The sequence below is a fragment of the Streptomyces longisporoflavus genome (genome assembly GCF_014649775.1).
Taxonomy (GTDB): Bacteria; Actinomycetota; Actinomycetes; order Streptomycetales; family Streptomycetaceae; genus Streptomyces; species Streptomyces longisporoflavus.
Genome location: NZ_BMTR01000014.1, coordinates 99736 through 116829, shown reverse-complemented (window position 1 = coordinate 116829; position 17094 = coordinate 99736). Strand labels below are relative to the sequence as shown.

Annotated in this window: 10 protein-coding genes; 6 read left to right on the top strand and 4 right to left on the bottom strand. The window is 72.7% G+C overall.

Features of this window, described 5'->3' with window-relative positions; all coding sequences use genetic code 11:
* The first annotated feature begins 38 nt into the window (after positions 1–38).
* The 3 genes from IE226_RS27120 (at position 39) to IE226_RS27110 (ending at position 6795) form a co-directional block, all read left to right on the top strand.
* Positions 39–845, top strand: a complete 807-nt coding sequence (locus tag IE226_RS27120; protein WP_190084011.1) for a response regulator transcription factor — start codon at positions 39–41, stop codon at positions 843–845.
* Complete coding sequence (locus IE226_RS27115; RefSeq protein WP_229871563.1) at positions 835–3009, top strand: HAMP domain-containing sensor histidine kinase; 2175 nt, start codon at positions 835–837, stop codon at positions 3007–3009. The genes IE226_RS27120 and IE226_RS27115 overlap by 11 nt, the downstream gene beginning before the upstream one ends.
* A 567-nt stretch (positions 3010–3576) precedes the next feature.
* Entirely contained in the window at positions 3577–6795 is a 3219-nt protein-coding gene (locus IE226_RS27110) for an AfsR/SARP family transcriptional regulator (protein ID WP_229871578.1), read from the top strand.
* A gap of 94 nt (positions 6796–6889) precedes the next feature.
* On the opposite strand, the gene IE226_RS27105 is transcribed toward IE226_RS27110, so the two are convergent.
* Entirely contained in the window at positions 6890–8605 is a 1716-nt protein-coding gene (locus IE226_RS27105) for a bifunctional 3'-5' exonuclease/DNA polymerase (protein WP_190084010.1), read from the bottom strand.
* Between the two features lie 224 nt (positions 8606–8829).
* Here IE226_RS27105 and IE226_RS27100 point away from each other — a divergent pair, with 224 nt between their 5' ends.
* The gene (locus IE226_RS27100; protein WP_190084009.1) at positions 8830–9669 is read left to right on the top strand and encodes a nitrilase-related carbon-nitrogen hydrolase; all 840 of its coding nucleotides are present in this window, start codon (positions 8830–8832) and stop codon (positions 9667–9669) included.
* A gap of 104 nt (positions 9670–9773) precedes the next feature.
* On the opposite strand, the gene IE226_RS27095 is transcribed toward IE226_RS27100, so the two are convergent.
* Both IE226_RS27095 and IE226_RS27090 read right to left on the bottom strand, forming a co-directional pair.
* Positions 9774–12020: an ABC transporter permease gene (locus IE226_RS27095; protein ID WP_229871562.1), complete on the bottom strand. Its 2247-nt coding sequence runs from the start codon at positions 12018–12020 to the stop codon at positions 9774–9776.
* The gene (locus IE226_RS27090; protein ID WP_190084008.1) at positions 12020–12862 is read right to left on the bottom strand and encodes an ABC transporter ATP-binding protein; all 843 of its coding nucleotides are present in this window, start codon (positions 12860–12862) and stop codon (positions 12020–12022) included. Before IE226_RS27090 ends, IE226_RS27095 begins: the two co-directional genes overlap by 1 nt.
* Positions 12863–12955: 93 nt before the next feature.
* Here IE226_RS27090 and IE226_RS27085 point away from each other — a divergent pair, with 93 nt between their 5' ends.
* Both IE226_RS27085 and IE226_RS27080 read left to right on the top strand, forming a co-directional pair.
* Positions 12956–14116 (top strand): DUF2786 domain-containing protein, encoded by a 1161-nt coding sequence (locus tag IE226_RS27085; RefSeq protein WP_373307046.1) that lies wholly within the window; start codon positions 12956–12958, stop codon positions 14114–14116.
* A 122-nt stretch (positions 14117–14238) separates the two neighbouring features.
* Positions 14239–16488, top strand: a complete 2250-nt coding sequence (locus IE226_RS27080; RefSeq protein WP_190084006.1) for an FUSC family protein — start codon at positions 14239–14241, stop codon at positions 16486–16488.
* 64 nt (positions 16489–16552) lie between these two features.
* Here IE226_RS27080 and IE226_RS27075 read toward each other — a convergent pair whose 3' ends face one another.
* Entirely contained in the window at positions 16553–17074 is a 522-nt protein-coding gene (locus IE226_RS27075) for a hypothetical protein (protein WP_190084005.1), read from the bottom strand.
* Between the last annotated feature and the right edge of the window lie 20 nt (positions 17075–17094).

Here is a 17094-nt window from a genome sequence, read left to right as displayed (position 1 = left end):
TCCGTCAGCGGTGAACCGGCCCGCTTATGCTCAACGCCATGTGCGCTTTTGTCCTGGTCGCGGAGGATGACGAGAAACAGGCCGAGCTGATCCGCCGTTACCTGGAGCACGAAGGCCACACGGTCGCCGTCGTCCACGACGGACGTGCGGCGCTCGACGAAGTGCGGCGCAGGCCGCCGGACCTGCTCGTGCTCGACGTGATGATGCCTCGGGTCGACGGGCTCGGTGTCACGCGTGTCCTGCGGGGCGAGGGTGGGGGTGGCAGCGGTAGCGGGAGTGGGGTTTCCTCTTCGGCCGGGATTCCGATTCTGATGCTTACCGCCCGGACGACCGAGGATGATCTGCTGCTCGGTCTCGATCTCGGCGCCGATGACTATCTGACGAAGCCGTACAGCCCGCGTGAACTCATGGCCCGTGTCCGTACGTTGCTGCGGCGGGCCCGGGGCACGCACCATCCGGTCGTCGAGGGCGCCGACGCCGTGCCGCTGGTGCTGCGGGCGGGTGGGCTCGCCGTTGATCCGGTGCGGCACGAGGTGACCGTCGACGGGCGGCTCGTCGAGTGCACGCCGGGCGAGTTCGAGCTGCTCGCGGCTCTCGCGGCGGAGCCTGAGCGGGTGTTCACGCGGCCCCAGCTGCTTGATCGTATTCATGGGTCGTCCGGGTACATATCGGTGCGCACCGTCGACGTACACGTACTCAATCTGCGCAAGAAGATCGAGGAAGATCCGCGCAGGCCGCGCCATCTCGTGACGGTCTTCGGGGTCGGGTACAAGCTGACGAGTGCGGCTGCCTTCGGAGCGGCGCCAGGCGCGGGCCTCGGGGCGGTGGCGGGGCGTGGCGCGTGACATACCGTTCCGGAAGAGCCTGCTGACGCGGCTGCTCGCCGTCTCCGTGCTTGTCTCCGTGGTGTCGATCGCCGCCACCGCCTGGCTCGCCGCGCAGACCACGTCCGGCGCGATCCGGCAGGAGCAGGGGCAGGTCCTTGCCGACGACGCCCGGGTCTACGACGAGTTGCTGGGCCTCGCGGCGGCCGCGCCCGGCTGGCGGGACGCCCGGAAGACCGTGCGGGAGCTGGCCAAGCAGACCGGGCGGCGCATCGCCCTCACCACGCGGGACCGTGTGGTCATCGCCGACTCCCGAAGTGACGGGTCCGGAAGTGGCGGGTCCGGAAGCGGTAGCTCCGGAAGCGGTGGGTCCCGGAGTGGCGGGTCCCGAGGTGGTGATTCCGGGAGTGTCGAGTCCCGGAGTGTCGAATTGCCGGCCAAGGCCTCCGCCGTCGTCGATCCGCTCGCCGTCGACGGGGCGCTGACCGCCGGCGGGGGCCGCACGGACGCGGAGGCCGGTGGCCAGGACCGTATAGATCCGCGAGCGGTCGGGCCCTTCCGGCTGCCGGAGTCCGAGCGCAAACAGCTGGCGGAGGTGGCCGCGGGCGTCGTCAGCTGCATGCATGACCTCGGGGTCTCCGCCCGTACCGTCCAGGGTCCCAGCGGGCGTCCGCGCATCGAGGCCCCCAATGATCCGTCCGACATCCTCGACTCCAGCTGCCGCATCGCTGAGCTCGACATGCCCACCCGTACCGAGAGCAAGGCGCTGGACCGGCTCAACGAGCTCACCAACGCCTGCCTGCGACGCGCGGACGCGCCGCCCGTCAAGGTCGGGCTCGATCTGACGTGGTGGCAGTCGGTGGGCATCTTCGACCGCCGTTCCGGGCGCTACATCCCCACCGAGACGGAGGTTCCCGCCGAGGCGGAGATTCCCACCGAGGTGGATGATCGAACCGGCACGGACGTGCCCGAGAAGGCGAGCGGCCGGGGAGAGGCCGCCGTCCCCGACCAGCCGGGTGCCGCTGCCGCGAAGCGGCCGAAACCCGTTCCCGCCAGTACGCCTTCGGAATCCCCGGCCCTCGCCGAGCCGTCGGGCGGCGTCATGCGTGTCGGGAGCGAGTACGACACCAAGACGGCGGCCTGCGTGGGCAGTGCACGGCGCGAGCAGCTCGGGTCGTACGTCTCCGAGCCCGCGCTCCTCTTCGTCACCAGTTCCGACGGTTCGCGCGCCGCGGCGGCCCGCGCGGACGCGAATGGGGGGTTCAGCCTCTCCGCGGCCAACACCACCCGGCTCGCGGGCTTCTCGGCGGGCATCCTCGCGGTGACGGTCGCCGTGACCGCCTTCGCCGCGACCCGGCTGACCCGGCCGCTGCGGGCGCTGACCGCCGCGACCCAGCGGATGAAGACGGGCGAGGCGACCGAGCCCGTCACGGCGCGTTCGGCGGGATCGGCGGGGGAGATCCGCCAGCTCGCCGACGCCTTCAACGACATGGCGGCCCACCGCAAGGCCCTCGAGGACCAGCGCCAGGCCATGGTGAGCGACGTCGCGCACGAGTTGCGTACGCCGCTCTCCAATATCCGCGGCTGGCTGGAGGCGGCCGAGGACGGGGTGGTCGCCACCGATCCGGAGCTCGTCACCTCGCTCCTCGAAGAGGCGCTGCTGCTCCAGCACATCGTCAACGACCTGCAGGATCTTGCCGCCGCCGACGCCGGTACGCTCCGGCTGCACCGCGAGCCCGTGCACGCGTCCGACGTCGTGGACCAGGTCGCGGCGGCGCATCAGGCGGGGGCGGAGGCGGCGGGCGTACGGCTGAGCGCGACGACGCTCGGCGATCCCTGCTTCACCGCCGACCCGCTCCGGCTCCGGCAGGCCATCGGCAATCTGGTCTCCAACGCCGTCCGGCACACCCCGGCGGGCGGCAGCGTCACGATCAGCTGCCGGGCCACGCTCGACGCGGTGGTGGTGGAGGTGGCCGACACGGGTAGCGGCATCGCGCCGGCCGACCTGCCGCATGTCTTTGATCGCTTCTGGCGCGCGGACAAGTCGCGTACGCGGGCCACGGGCGGCAGCGGACTCGGCCTCGCGATCGTCCGGCAACTGGTGGAGGGGCACGGCGGGACGGTGACGGCGCGGAGCACGCCGGGGGAGGGGGCGGTGTTCACGGTGAGGGTGCCGGTGGAGTGAGGGGGGTGGGGGTGCGGGGTGTGGGGGTGCCTGGGGTGCGGGAGGTGGGGGCGTCCGTGGGGGTCCTCCGTGGGAGGGGGTTACCGCGGGATACTGTCGCGGGGCGCGTTTCGGGGTGCCGCTGGGGGCCGTGCGGGCCGGTTTCGTCGGCGTGAGCTACGCGGGCTGAGCTACGTGAGCTGAGCGGCGTGAGCTACGTGAGTGACGTAAGCGGCGTGCGTAAACGGTGGGTTTTCGGTGAGCACCTGGTGCCGGAATCCCTGAGCGGGTGCGTGTCGCCGGGCATCGTGAGGCGGTGCGTCCCGCGTGGGTACGGTGGCCCGCGCGCAGGTACGATGCGGCGTCGGCAGTGGTCCCGATTCCGCGAGCACCCCAACTTCCCCACCCCGTAAGGAAGTTGAGGATGCCTCGCAGAAACTGAGCGGGCCCGGCCGCAACGGTGACACTCCCCCGAGTTACGCGCTTGGCGCGAGTACCGGCGGGGCCGGGCCCGATGTATTGATCCCATCAGGCGTCGCCAACCGATCGCTAACATGTGGCCAACAGTTGGCGGGAGATGGCGTGGACGTGCGGTGCGACGGGTTGCGGTTCGGGCTCCTGGGAGCGCCTGCCGTGTACGACGCCGAGGGCGAGCCGCAGCCCGTACAGAGCGCCAAGGGGCGCGCCCTTCTTGCCGCGCTGCTGCTCGAACCCGGCCGGGTGGTCTCCGTCGACGCCCTCAAGGACGCACTGTGGGGCGGCGCTCCGCCCGCGTCCGCGCACGCCTCGCTGCAGAACCACGTGACGCGTCTACGCCGGCTCCTGGACGATCCGGAGCGGCTGCGGGCAGTGCCGCCGGGGTATCGGCTGCGGGTGGCCGACGGTGAGCTGGACGTGCGGGTCTTCGAGCAGTTGGTCGCGCAGGCCAGGGCCGCGCACGCGGTACGCGACTGGCGGCTCTGCGTGGACGCCGCGTCCGCCGCGCTCGGCCTGTGGCGCGGTACTCCGCTGGGCGGACTGCCCGCCGACGCCGCGGGCCACGCGCTCATACCGCGCCTTGAGGAGGCGCGGCTTCTTGCGCTTGAGCTGCGGTACGACGCGGAACTGGCGACCGGGGCCGATGGGGGCGGGCTCGTGCCGGAGCTGGCGGAACTGGTCGCCGAGTATCCCTTGCGGGAGGCGTTCCACCGCCAGCTGATGCTGGTGCTGCACCGTACGGGCCGTCAGGCCGAGGCCCTCGCCGTCCACCGCGAGCTGCGCCGCAGGCTGGTGGAGGAACTGGGCGTGGAACCGGGCCCCTCGGTACGGGAGGCCCACCGCGAGGTACTGCAGGAGCCTGCGGGGGTGACCGGCGGGGGCGGTGTGGCCGATACGGCCGGTGAGCCCCGCGTAAGCAGCGCGACCGGCGTGACCGGCGTGACTGGCGTGACCGGCGTGACTGGTACGACCGGCGCGACCGGTGTGACCGATGCCCTCAGCCCCGCCAATACCTCCGGGCCTCACGCCACGACGAGCCCCACCGCCGACCCTCCGGCAGCCCAAGCCTCTACATCCGGCGCCCCCGCCGACCCCGAAGCCACATCCCCACCCGCGTCCGCACCCACCCCCACCCCCATATCCCCCACCACCCGCCCCGCCCAACTCCCGCTCTCCCCGCTCCACTTCACCGGGCGCGAAGACGTCATCCGCTCCCTGGCCCGCCTGCTCACCGGCGTCGAGCAGGGCGAGGGCGGCGGTGGCCACGGGACCGGGATGCCCGCCGTAACGACGCCCGTCGCCGTGCTGTCCGGCATGGCGGGCGTAGGGAAAAGCGCGCTTGCCCTGCATGTGGCGCACCGGCTGCGGGAGCACTTTCCCGACGGGCAGCTCTACGTCAATCTGCGCGGGGCAACGCCCGGCATGACGCCCCTCACCCCCGACCAGGCCCTCGGCGCCCTGCTCCGGGATCTCGGGGTCGAGGCGAACCACAGCCCCGAGCACCCGGACGCGGCAGCCGCCCTGCTCCGCTCGCTGCTCGCGCCCACCCGCACCCTGCTCGTCCTGGACGACGCGGCGACCGCCGCGCAAGTGCGCCCGCTGCTGCCCGCGGGCCCCGGCTGCGCGGTCATCGTCACCAGCCGCTCTCCGCTCACCGCGCTCGACGGCGTGGGGCGTTTCCCGTTGGAGCCGCTCTCCGAGGGGGACAGCATCGCCCTGCTGCGCGCCGTGTCCGGGCGGACGGGGCTCGACGAAGGGCACCCCCTGGTCGGGCTCGCGGGCCGCCTGCCGCTGGCCCTGCGGATCATCGCGGCCCGTCTTGCCGCCCGCCGCGCGCTCACCCCCGACGCCCTGGCCGAGCTCCTCACCGCAAGCGGCGGACGGTTGCGTCATCTGGAGCACGACGACCTCAGCGTGCGACGCTCGCTGGCCGTGGCCCTGGACGCGCTGCGTACATCGGAGCGCGAGTCCGACCGGGACGCCGCCGCCGCTCTCGCCGCGATCGGCGCGCTCGACCTGCCGGCGTACGGAGTCCCGCTCGTGGCCCGCCTCCTGGAGGTGGAGGAGTGGCGCGCGGGCGCCGCGCTGGACCGGCTCGTCGACGTCGCGCTGCTCGACGAGACCGCCTACGGCCGCTACGCCCCGCACGATCTCGTACGCGACTTCGCACGCGAGGCCGCCCGCCAGGACGAGGCGGGGGCGGCGGAGGTAGTGGAGTCGGCGCTCCACTGGTACGCGGAGTCGGCCCGGCAGACCGTCGTGGCGATCATGCCGGAGGGCCTTGACCTCGACGACCGGATGATGGGCGTCGACGAACGGCTGCCGCCCCGGCGCACCGCCGACGGCACCCCGGTCCCCGCCGTGCCGCCGATGAACTCCGACGACGCCTTCGTCTGGGGCGACACGGAACTCGCCAACGTCATCGCCCTCGCCGACCGGCACGGCCGCGAATCCGTGCTGCTGCCCGTCCTGGTCCGCTGTTTCTTCTCGTACCTCAAGCGCCGCGGCCGGCTCGCCGAGGCGGACCTGCTCAACCGCCTCGCGGTGACCGCGGCCCGCCGCTGGAACGACCGCGCGGCCGAAGCGCAGGCCCTCACCGACCTTGCGGGCCTCAACTACGTCTCGGGACGCAGCAGCGCCGCCCTCGCCCTGATCGACGAAGCGCTCGATCTGTGGCGGGAGCTCGACCTCAAGTCGTTCGTCCACCGCGCCGTACTCAACCGCAGCCTCCTCCTTGAAGCCCTCGGCCGGTACGAGGAATCCATCGAGGCCCTGCGGCAGAGCCTGGAGTTGGCCAAAGCCCTGGACGATCCGCTCAGCGAGGCGTTCGCGCTCAGCCACCTCGGCAGCATCTACGAGCACAGCGACGCGCGCACGGCGCTCGACTACCACGAGCGGAGCCTTGCGATCGGCGAGACCCTCGGACACGCGGGTGTCCGGCAGGAAGCCCACTGCGACATCGGCTGCGTCTACCTCCTTCTCGGCGAACCGGACGTCGCGCTCACGCACTTCGAGGAGAGCCTGCGCATCCACGGTGTGGCCGAGGACTGGCACAACGAGTCCAAGGTGCGCCTCGGCATGGTCCGCGCCCTGCGCGAGGTGGCACGCCCCGGTGACGCGGCGCGCGAGTGCGCGGACCTCCTGGAGCGTGCGGAACAACGGTCCGACGCCCATATGGCGGGCCTGGCCCGCCATCAGTACGGGCTGCTGCTGTACGCGGACGGGCGCGCCGAAGAGGCGTACGCGCAGTGGGAGTCGGCGCTCGCGGCGCTGGACGGCACGGACAGCAGCCAGGTGGTCGGCGAGCTCAAGGGCTTGCTGGCGGCGTGAATCGGCCCCTCGCCGTCGTACGGAGGGCCGTCGCACGGAGCGCCGTCGTACGGAGCGCCGTCGTACGGAGGGCTGACCCGGCTTCCCTGGAGAGCTACTTCGCGTCCGCGTAGCACTCCACGACGGCGACGGTGAACGGGAAGCGCACCGGCGTCTCGCCGAACGTGATGCGCCCCGCCAGGTCACCGGCCGCGCGGATCGCCGCCGCGACCGCGTCGGCCTCCTCCTGCGGGCAGTGCACGATGACCTCGTCGTGCTGGAAGAAGACCAGCTCGGCGCGGAGGCCGGCCGCCGCCATGGACTGGCGCAGGGCGGCCAGCATCAGCAGGGCCCAGTCCGCCGCGCTGCCCTGGACGACGAAGTTACGGGTGAAGCGGCCGCGGGCCCGGGTGTTGGTGGAGGCATAGCCCGGCGTGAACTCGCCGTCAGGGGAGGCGGGGTCGGGCGGTGCGTCCTGCGGGATGCCCGCCTCGTCGAAGTCGTCCGCTCCGGCCGCCGGCGGGCTGGTCCGCCCCAGCCAGGTCCGTACGAGTCTGCCGTCCTCGCCCGCTTTGGCGGCATCGTCGACGTACGCGACGGCGGCCGGGAATCTTCGGCGCAACGCCGCCAGGTTCTTCAGGCCGTCGCCCGACGTCTGCCCGTACACCGCTCCGAGCAGGGCGATCTTGGCGTGGTCGCGGTCGCCGGAGAACGCGCGGTCCGAGAGGCGTGTGTAGAGGTCCTCGTGGCTTCCGGCGACCTCCATCAGGCCCCGGTCGCGGGAGATGGCGGCGAGGACCCGCGGCTCCATCTGGTCGGCGTCGGCGACGACGAGCCGCCAGCCGGGATCGGCGACGACCGCACGACGAATGATCTTGGGGATCTGCAGCGCGCCGCCCCCGTTCGTCGTCCAGCGTCCGCTGACGGTGCCGCCCGGCGTGTACTCCGGCCGGAAGCGGCCGTCGCGCACCCAGTCCTGGAGCCAGCTCCAGCCGTGCGCCGTCCAGATCCGGTACAGCTTTTTGTACTCGATGAGGGGCCGCACCGCCGGGTGGTCGATCTCTTCCAGTTCCCACCGCCGGGTGGACTTGACGCGGATGCCGGCCTGCGCGAAAGCCTTGATGACGTCGTTCGGCAGATCGGGGCGGACGCGGCGGCCGAAGGCGGCGGAGATCTCGTCGGCGAGCTCGGCGAGGCGGCGGGGCTCGGCCGCTCCCGCGTTCCTGCCGCCACCCGCGTACCGCTCGCCGAGGAGTTCGGTGAGGAGGGCGTGGTGGACGTCCGCGCGCCAGGGGAGGCCCGCCACGTTCATCTCGGCGGCCACCAGCATTCCGGCCGACTCGGCCGCCGTGAGCAGCCGCATCCTGCCGGGGTGCTCGGCGGCCGCGTGTCTTCGCTGCTGGTCCGCATACACCTCCAGGAGGGCGTCGAAGGGCAGAGACGTGACGGGGGAGGGCTCGAAGAGGGAGTCCTGGGCGCCGGGGGCTGCCGCTCTGGGGGGAGGGTCGTTCGGTACGGGGGCGTTGTGCAGGCGGGCCCAGGCGGCGGCGGCCGAGCGGGGTTCGCCGAGGCGGCCTTCGTGACCGAGGAGGAGGAGCTCGGCGTCCTCGATGTCGTAGCACCGGCTCACCCGGATGCCCGCCGCGAGCAGCGTGGGGTAGATCTCGGCGGTGGAGCGCCAGACCCAGCGGGCCACGTCGGGTCTTGCGCGGACGGCTGCGGCCAGGTCCGGCTCGTGCAGGGTGGGTCCTGCGGGCAGGCCGTCCTCCCCGAGGGGGGCGAGGGTGGCGCCGCCGGCCTCGGTGGCGGCGAGGGCCCACCTTTCGGTCATGGGGTGAGTCTGTCAGGGGGCACTGACAATCCTGCTGGTGGCTTGGCTTGGCTTGGCTTGGCTTGGGGTGGGGTGGCTTTGGTGCGGTGCGGCTTGGCTTTGGTGGGGTGTTGCGGGTGGCCTTGGCGTACGGGGCTACCGCTCGCCCCGCGTCGGCGCGCGAGGGCCCTCGTCCGGGCGTGCCCGACATGCGGGGGGTGTCCGGCGCTGCGAGGCTCGGTGCCATGAGAGTGGCCCTTGCGCAGACCGACTGTGTCCTCGGCGAGGTGGACGAGAACCTCGCGGCGGCCCGCGAGGCGATCGGCCAGGCGGCGGCGCAGGGGGCCGAACTCGTCGTCTTCCCCGAGCTGAGCCTGCACGGCTACCACCTCGGCGGGCTGCGGCGGGACACGTCCCTGGATGCCTCCGACAACCGTCTGCGGGAGCTCTCCGTCGCCGGCCCCGACGTAATCGTGGGTTTTCACGAGCACACGAGCCTGCGCGCGTACAACACGGCCGCGTACTACTCGGACGGCCGGCTCCTCCACTCCCACCGGAAGTTGTACCTGCCCAACTACCTGGCCTGGGAGGAGCGCAAGCACGTCAGTCCCGGCCAGCACCTGCGTGCGTACGACCTGCCGGGCGGGCACGGGCGTGCGGCGACCCTCGTCTGCAACGACGCGTGGCAGCCGGTGCTGCCGTGGCTGGCGGTGCAGGACGGTGCCGAAGTCATCGTCATCCCCACCAACAGCGCGGCGAGCCTGGATCCCGAGGCGATGGACACGGGCCTCTACTGGGACACGCTGCTCTCCTACACCGCCCGCATGCTCCAGTGCTGGGTGGTCTTCGTGAACCGGGTCGGGAACGAGAACGGGGCCTCGTTCTGGGGCGGGTCGCGGGTGGTGGATCCGCGGGGGACGGTTGTCGCGCAGGCGCCGAAGTGGGAGGCGGGGCTTGTCACCGTGGACATCGACGTCCATGAGTCCCGTCGGCATCGGAGGGCCGTTCCTCTGGTGGCGGAGGCGCGGTTGGGGCTTGTGGATCGGGAGGTACGGCGCCTTATCGATGAGGGCGGTGACAGTTGAACGCCCTGCGGGGGGCTTGAGCCGCGTTTTTTGCGCGGGCCTTCTCCCACCCGCCCGCTCGTTTGCCCCGCGCTCACCTCTGGGTGAACTGGCTCTCCCGGTCCTCAGCCCCGTCGCGCCCCCAGCACCCCCGCCCCCACTCCCACCAACGCGCAGACCCCCGCAGCCGCCCCCACCATCTCCCACGGCATGACGATCCCCGCAGGTGCCGACAGTTGGGCGAGGCCCGTGCTCAGGGCGCCCAGGTTCAGGGCCGTGACCGCCAGGCCCAGGGTCGTGCCCAATGCCACCGCGAGCAGCGACTCTCCGGCCAGCACCGCCCGCACCTGCGTGCGCGTAGCCCCGGCCAGCCGGAGTGAGCGCAGTTCGGAGCCTCGTATCGATGTCGCCATCAGGAGCGTTCCCGCCAGGGAGATGGCCGTGTAGACCAGGGCGATACCCAGCAGCATCAGCAGCCCCAACCGTGTCTGCGGCTTCGTCGCCGGGTGCGTTTCCGTCAGCCAGTTCTCCGCCGTCCGCACCTGAACATCACCTCCGCCACGACGCATGTCCGCCCGCAGCGCCCCCGCCACCTCGTCCCGGTCGGCGCCGGCCCGCAGCGTCACGTCGATACGGTCGACCGGCGCGGCAGCGGCGTTCGCCGTCGTCACGTACGCCCCGTTGTCCCCCGTACCCCGTGCGAGAACCGCGGCGATCCGCAGCCGCGCGGGTCTGCCGTCGCCGAGCCAGACGTCGACCCGCTCGCCCACCCTCCGCTGTTCCCACTCCTCGTTGACGACGATCGACCTGTCGTCGAGGTCGCGTACGTCCCCCGCCACCACCGGCAGCCGTGACACCGCCGCGAACGCCGCCGGATCGCCCACCGCACGCGCGTCCGACCGGATCAGCGCGGTGCCTTCTTCCCGTACGAACACGGCGGTGGACGCGGACGGCGCGGCCACGGCCACCCCGGCCACTCTGGCCTCCCGACCGGCACCGGCACCGGCACCGGCGGGACTCAAGTTCTTCCCCGTCACCACCAGTTCCGCCCCGGTACGCTCCCGGGCCTCCGTCGCCCTCGCCTCTCCCGCCGTCTCGGCAGAGCCAAGGAGCGAGCCCGCGAGTGCCACGGTCACCAGGACCGGCGCGGCCACGGCCGCCGTGCGCCGTACCGACGCGGCGGAGTTCTCCCGTACGAGCAGTCCGACGGCGCCGGGCAGGCGGACGGCGCGCAGGACGGGACGTACGAGAAGCGGGGTCAGCGCGGCGAGCGCGGTGATCAGGATCATCGGCTGGGTGGTGTACGTCTTCCGCTTCATCAGCGCGGACGGATCGCTCCACAGGGTCCAGGCGAGCATCCCGAGCCCCGCCGCCAGCAGCGCGCCTCCCATGATCCGGCGGCTCCACGGCATGACGCCGGTGTCGACTGACGCATCCCGCAGCGCCTCGACGGGACCCACGCGCCCCGCCCGCCGCGAGGCGAGCCACGCCCCCGAGAAGGCGACCGTCACGCCCACCCAGAAGGCGAGATGGTACGGCCACACAGCCCCGCCGATACTGAACCACTCCGGCGCGATCTCGGCGTCGACCAGCACCTTTGCCAGCACCGGCGCACCTTGGGCCCCCAGCGCACACCCCGCCCCGGAGGCCACTACGCCCACGGCGAGCGCCTCCGCGAGCAGCATCCTGCGCACCTGACCCGGCGTCGCTCCGGCCATCCGCAGCAGGCCGAACTCGCGCCGCCGCAGGGCCACCACGAAGGCGAAGGTGGAAGCGGTGACGAAGACGGAGACGAACGCGGACACTCCGCCCGCCGTCCCCAGGAACGAGTTCACCGCCACCAGCGCCTCGGCGTCCCGCTCCGGACCCGGATCGGCGAGCCGCCGGTCGCCCCCGGTCAGCACCCGCGCCCGCGCCCCGAGGCCGTCCCGTGCCTCGTCGCCGTCCCGGGCCTCTACGCCGTCCCGGACCCCTGTGCCGTCCCGCGCCCCGGCGCCGGCCTGCGCCTCGACGACCTTCCGCACCTCTCCGACCGGGGCATCCACCCCCACCGCGTCCCTTTTCGCCCCGTCCAGCTGGACCGGCCCGAGGCGGCGCAGCTCGCGCAGCAGTTCGATATCCACAGGGTGTGGATGAGCGAGCGGCTTTGATACGTGTCCGGTGTCCGGCCCGCGTTTCACCGGCACGGTCAGCGTGTTCTGGCCCATGACAACCACGGGCGACCCGGCGAACCGCACCGGTTCCCGCTCCGGCGCGCCGAAGGTCGAGGCAAGACCCAGCCCCATCGCGGCGACCAGCGCCACGCCCAGCGCAACGGCGACGAACGCGCCGAGCAGCCCGGCCCAACGAGTACGAAGAGAGGCGAGCAACATCAGCGACCACCCGCGATCATCGACTTCGGCGTTGACTTCGACATTGACTTCGACATGGGCTTCGAAATGGACTTCGGCGTCGGCGCGTCGCCCGCGGCATCAGAAGTGCGGGCGCCCGGAGCCGTCCCCGACTCCAGCCCCGCCATCCGCCGGGCCACCTCGCCCGCACTCGGCGCAAACACCTCATCGGAGATTCGGCCGTCGACCAGGAACACCACCCGGTCGGCGTACGACGCCGCCACCGGATCATGTGTGACCATCACCGTGGTCTGCCCCTCCTCGTCCACCAACTGCCGCAGCAGTGAAAGGACTTCACGGCTGGTCGTCGTGTCGAGCGCGCCGGTCGGCTCGTCGCCGAAGAGGACCGCGGGGCGCGTGACCAGCGCCCGCGCCAGGGCCACGCGCTGCTGCTGGCCGCCCGAAAGCTCTCCGGGGCGGTGTCGGGCCCGGTCGGCTAGGCCCACGTGACCCAGCGCGTCTTTCACCTGCGTACGCGAAGGTCTGCGGCCCGCGAGACGCAGGGGCAGGGCGACGTTCTGGGCGGCGGTGAGCGACGGGAGGAGGTTGAAGGACTGGAAGACGAAGCCGATGCGGTCCCGCCGCAGCAGGGTCAGCCGCCGCTCGCTCAGCCCCGTCAGCTCCGTACCGCCCACCTCCACCGTCCCGGAGGTCGGCCGGTCCAGGCCGGCGGCGCACTGCAGCAGCGTCGACTTGCCGGAGCCGGAAGGGCCCATGATCGCGGTGAAGGTGCCTGCACGTATCGCGAGGTCGACGCCGTCGAGGGCGGTCACGTCACGGTAGCGGCGGCGGACGGCGGTGAGCCGTACGGCAGTTGAGGTCATGGCCTCAACCCAACCGTTCGGCGCCTCGTCGGGCACGACCACTGGGGGGCGTCCCCGGGGTATGGCCAGCCATACCCTTGACGTATGGATCCGGTGACCGAGGTGATCGACAAGGCGTTCGCGGCGGCGCTGTACGCGGACGGCGACGAGGGCCTCGACACCGGCGCGTCCCTCCTCGCGGCGGCGCCCGAAGCGGACGCGGAGCTGTGGCGCCGGGGCGAGGAGCTGGTGCGGCGCGCCTGGGAGCGGGGCTGGCAGCCCGCGGACGTCATACGTATGGTCGGCCGCGCCAGGGACGACGTCGCGCACGGAACCGACCGGGACCAGCAGGCGCGCCTTGCCGCCGAGCTGATCATCTCGGAGACCCGGCGGTACGGCGACACGCTTCCGCCCCGTTGGCGGGCACAGCTGGCCGAGCTTGCCCCGCAGGCCGGTCCGAAGCCGGAGCCGGACCGTTTCTCGCGGGCCTCCACGGTCCTCGCCCTCTACCGCCTCCTCCTGCGGCTGCCCGCGATCGAGCCGGTGGGGCCCGCACCCGGCTCCCCGCTCCACGCGCCACCGCCGCCCGGTCACCAGGAGCCCCGCATCCTCACCCGTATCCGCGCCCTGCTGGCCAAGGCCGAGGCCACGGGGTTCCCCGAGGAGGCGGAGGCGCTCACCGCCAAGGCGCAGGAGCTGATGGCCAGGCACACCATCGACGAGGCGCTGCTCGCGTCGCGCAGCCATGCCAAGGACACTCCCGGTGCCTGCCGTATCGGCGTGGATGCCCCGTACGAGACGGCGAAGGCGATCCTCCTGGACGCGGTGGCCACCGCGAATCGCTGCCGCGCGGTGTGGAACGAGGCGTACGGCTTCTCGACCGTCGTCGGCTTCGAGTCCGACCTGGAGGCGGTCGAACTCCTGCACACCTCCCTCCTGGTGCAGGGCACGGCGGCGATGACGAAGGCGGAGGCGGGGCAGCGGGCGGGGGGCCGGAAGCGGACGAAGACGTTCCGTCAGGCGTTCCTGCTGGCGTACGCAGACCGCCTCGGCGCTCGTCTGGCAGCGGCGGCGGAGGGTGCCACCGCGGAGGCCGCTCCGGACGCGGGTGAGCTGTTGCCGGTGCTTGCGGCGAGGGACGTGGCCGTCGCCTCTCACGCGGAGCGGCTGTTTCCGGAGACGTCGACCACTCGGGTGCGGGGTGTGACGGATTATGCGGGCTGGGTCGAGGGGGCGGCGGCGGCGGATGCGGTGCGGGTGGGGCGGGCGAGGTAGCTCTTCCGTGCGCCGGTCGCTGACTTGCCCTGCGGTTGCCTCTGGGCGAACAGGCTCTCCCGCCCGCACGCCCGATGGCCCCGCGTCCACCCTGAGTCTGATATGCCCCGTATCATCACAGAGTGACCTGGCTTCGGGCGCTGAAGGAGACTGGCCGCTCGGGGTTGACCGTCGAGCGGAAGCGGCTTGAACCGCTTATCGCCCTCCGCGGCGCCGCCGGCCTCGCCATCGTCATCGGCGTCAGCCTCACCCTCTTCGGCCCCGCCGTAGCCGCCAGCTCGGCATTCGGCGCCTTCCAGGCAGCCATCGCCACCTTCCAACGCAGCTGGCGCCCCCGCCCGGAACTGGCGCTGGCCTCCGGCACGAGCCTCGCCGTCTCCACCTTCCTCGGCTACCTCACCGGCTCCCACACCCTCCTCTTCCTCGCCCTCCTCGCCCTCTGGGCCTTCCTCTCGGGCCTGAGCTGGGCCGCGGGCCCGACCGTCGGCATCATCGCCTCCTCCAACGTCGCGATCATGCTTGTCACGGTCACCCTCCCCGGCTCCCTCGCCGCCGCGGCTGGCCACGCCGCGATGATGGTGGTGGGCGGCGCCGTCCAGGCCGCCCTCGTCGTCCTTCTCCCCGTACGCAGATGGGGCGCCCACCGAGACGCCCTCGCCGACGCGCTCGCCGCCGAGGCCGACTACGCCCGCCGCCTGCGCCACGACCCCCACGCCGACTTCGACCCGGAGCCCCTGATGGCGGCCCGCGACGCGGCGACCATCACCCCGCGCCAGGCCCGCACCCGCCCCGCCGAGCTCCACGGCGCCCGCGGCCTGGCGGAACGCATCCGTCCGGTACTCGCCTCCCTGGCCGACCCGGCGGTCGGCGTACCGGAAGAGGGCGAGGAACGCGACCGCGTACGCGAGATCCTGGCCGCTGCGGGCGCCATCCTGGACGCGGCGGCCAGGGCGATCCGACAGGGCGAACCGCTGAAGATCCCGCCCGCGGCCGTGGCCACCCTGCGGACCCCGGACACCGGGGCGATCCTCACGGGCCCGGCCCAAAGAGCGGCGAAACGCCTGTCGGCACTCCTGCGCGACGTGGTCGAAACCGCCGGCAAACCCCCCGACAAGGCCGCCGCCCTCACCGCCACAACAGAATCCGAAGCCACCCCCACCCCGACTTCCACCCCCACCAAAACTTCCACCGCCACGGAAAAGGGCACCCCGACCCCCACCCCCCTCCTCCGCCCCACCTTCCCCGCCCTGTTCCCCATGGCCCTCCGCGCCGTGCGGACCGAACTCCGCCGGCGCCACGAATCGCCCGTCACCCGCCACGCGATCCGCGTCACCGCGGTGGCCGCCGCCGGCTACCTCCTCGGCACCTGGCTCCCTCTCGGCCACGGCTACTGGGCCCCCATGGCCTCCGTCATGATCATGCGGCCGGACTTCTCCCAGACGTACTCCCGCGCGGTGGCCCGCTTCGGCGGCACCCTCGTGGGCGTCGCGCTGGCCACGGGCCTGGTGCGGCTCGCAAGCCCCGGCACCGAACTCTCCGCGGCACTCGCCGTGCTCTGCGCCGGGATGATGTACCTGCTGATGCGCACGGGCCAGGTCGCCGCCCAGGCCTGCGTCGCCGCGTACGTCGTGTTCCTGCTCGGCATGGGCGGCGAGCAGTGGACGCAGACGGTCCCGGAACGCGTCGTCCTCACGCTCATCGGCGGCATCCTCGCGATGATCGCGTACGCCCTGTACCCGGCCTGGGAGACCCCGCGCCTGCGCAACCGCCTGGCCGACTGGCTGGTGGCGGACGGCCGCTACGCCTCCGCGGTCGTCAGCCGCTACGCCGACCCCGACGGCAGCTCATGCCCGGACGTCCGGGGTGCGCTCCTCGCCGCCCGCGACGCCCGTATCGCCTGGCTGGAGGCGGTCGCCCGGGCCAAGAACGAACCGGTGCGCCACCGTGGGCTCTCCCGCGCGTCGGCCGCGGACGCCGAGGACGCCCTCGCCCAATTCGGCCGCGTCGCCATGCTGATGGAGGCCCATCTCCCGGACCGCGACGCGACCCCCGTCCCCGCCGCCGCCCGCCTCGCGGAGGCCCTGCGCAAGTCGACCGAGGACGGCGCGAAGGCCGTACGCGAACGCCGAGTCCCGAAGTGGGAAGCGGTACGCGAGGCGCTGGACGAGTGGGACGGCGAGGGCGTGCCCGACCGGGTCGTACGCAGAGGAGCGGGCCTCCTGCTCACGACCCTGGAGGAACTCTCGGACGCCCTGGACACAGCGCCCCCGCCCATGCTGGTGGACGGCTCGGAGACAGGCGCCGATTCCGGGTCGGGCGCCCGAAAGGAAAGCGGGCCGCAGGACCCCGAACAAGGCCCCACGACCCGCTAGCCGCGCACACTTCAGGACAAGGCAAGACTCAGGACTGAAGCAAGGCTCAGGACTGAAGCAAGGCTCAGGACTGCGGAAGCCCCGCCGTAGGCAGCCCCTCGGGCAGCTTCCCGCCCTCGGTCTTCGTGAACTGATCCTTGCCCGCGCCCTGCCAGGACACCGTCATGGACGTCCCGTTGACGGACTCGACCGTGCCGTCGGTGCGAGTCGAGTCGCCCTTGGCGCACTTGAGCTTGAGCGCGTCGCCCGCGGTGGTACCACTGCACAGGACGTTCTCGCCGAGCAGCGTCGCCTGCTTCCCGGCGATGACCAGCGCGAGCGGATTCCCGCCGGAGGTGGCGACCCAGCTGCCCTCGGAGCTGCCGTCCTTCGCACCGGAGTCAGAGCCGGAGTCGGACCCCGGGTCGGAGCCCTCGTCCGGCGCATCCGCGTCGGACGAGCCCTCGGCCCCGGCGGAGGACCCCGCCGACCCCTTGTCCTTGCCCTCGTCCCCACCGTCGCCGCCGTCACTGCTGCAACCGGTCAGGGCAAGGGCGGCGACAAGGCCCGCCGCCGCGGCACCGATACGTACGTTCCGGACGTGCATCCGCACTGAAGTCCCCCTAG

Coding starts and splice junctions, on each gene's coding strand:
- IE226_RS27120 (WP_190084011.1), top strand. CDS start 39: ATGTGCGCTTTTGTCCTGGTCGCGGAGGATGACGAGAAACAGGCCGAG.
- IE226_RS27105 (WP_190084010.1), bottom strand. CDS start 8,605: ATGACCGAAAGGTGGGCCCTCGCCGCCACCGAGGCCGGCGGCGCCACC.
- IE226_RS27100 (WP_190084009.1), top strand. CDS start 8,830: ATGAGAGTGGCCCTTGCGCAGACCGACTGTGTCCTCGGCGAGGTGGAC.
- IE226_RS27095 (WP_229871562.1), bottom strand. CDS start 12,020: ATGTTGCTCGCCTCTCTTCGTACTCGTTGGGCCGGGCTGCTCGGCGCG.
- IE226_RS27090 (WP_190084008.1), bottom strand. CDS start 12,862: ATGACCTCAACTGCCGTACGGCTCACCGCCGTCCGCCGCCGCTACCGT.
- IE226_RS27075 (WP_190084005.1), bottom strand. CDS start 17,074: ATGCACGTCCGGAACGTACGTATCGGTGCCGCGGCGGCGGGCCTTGTC.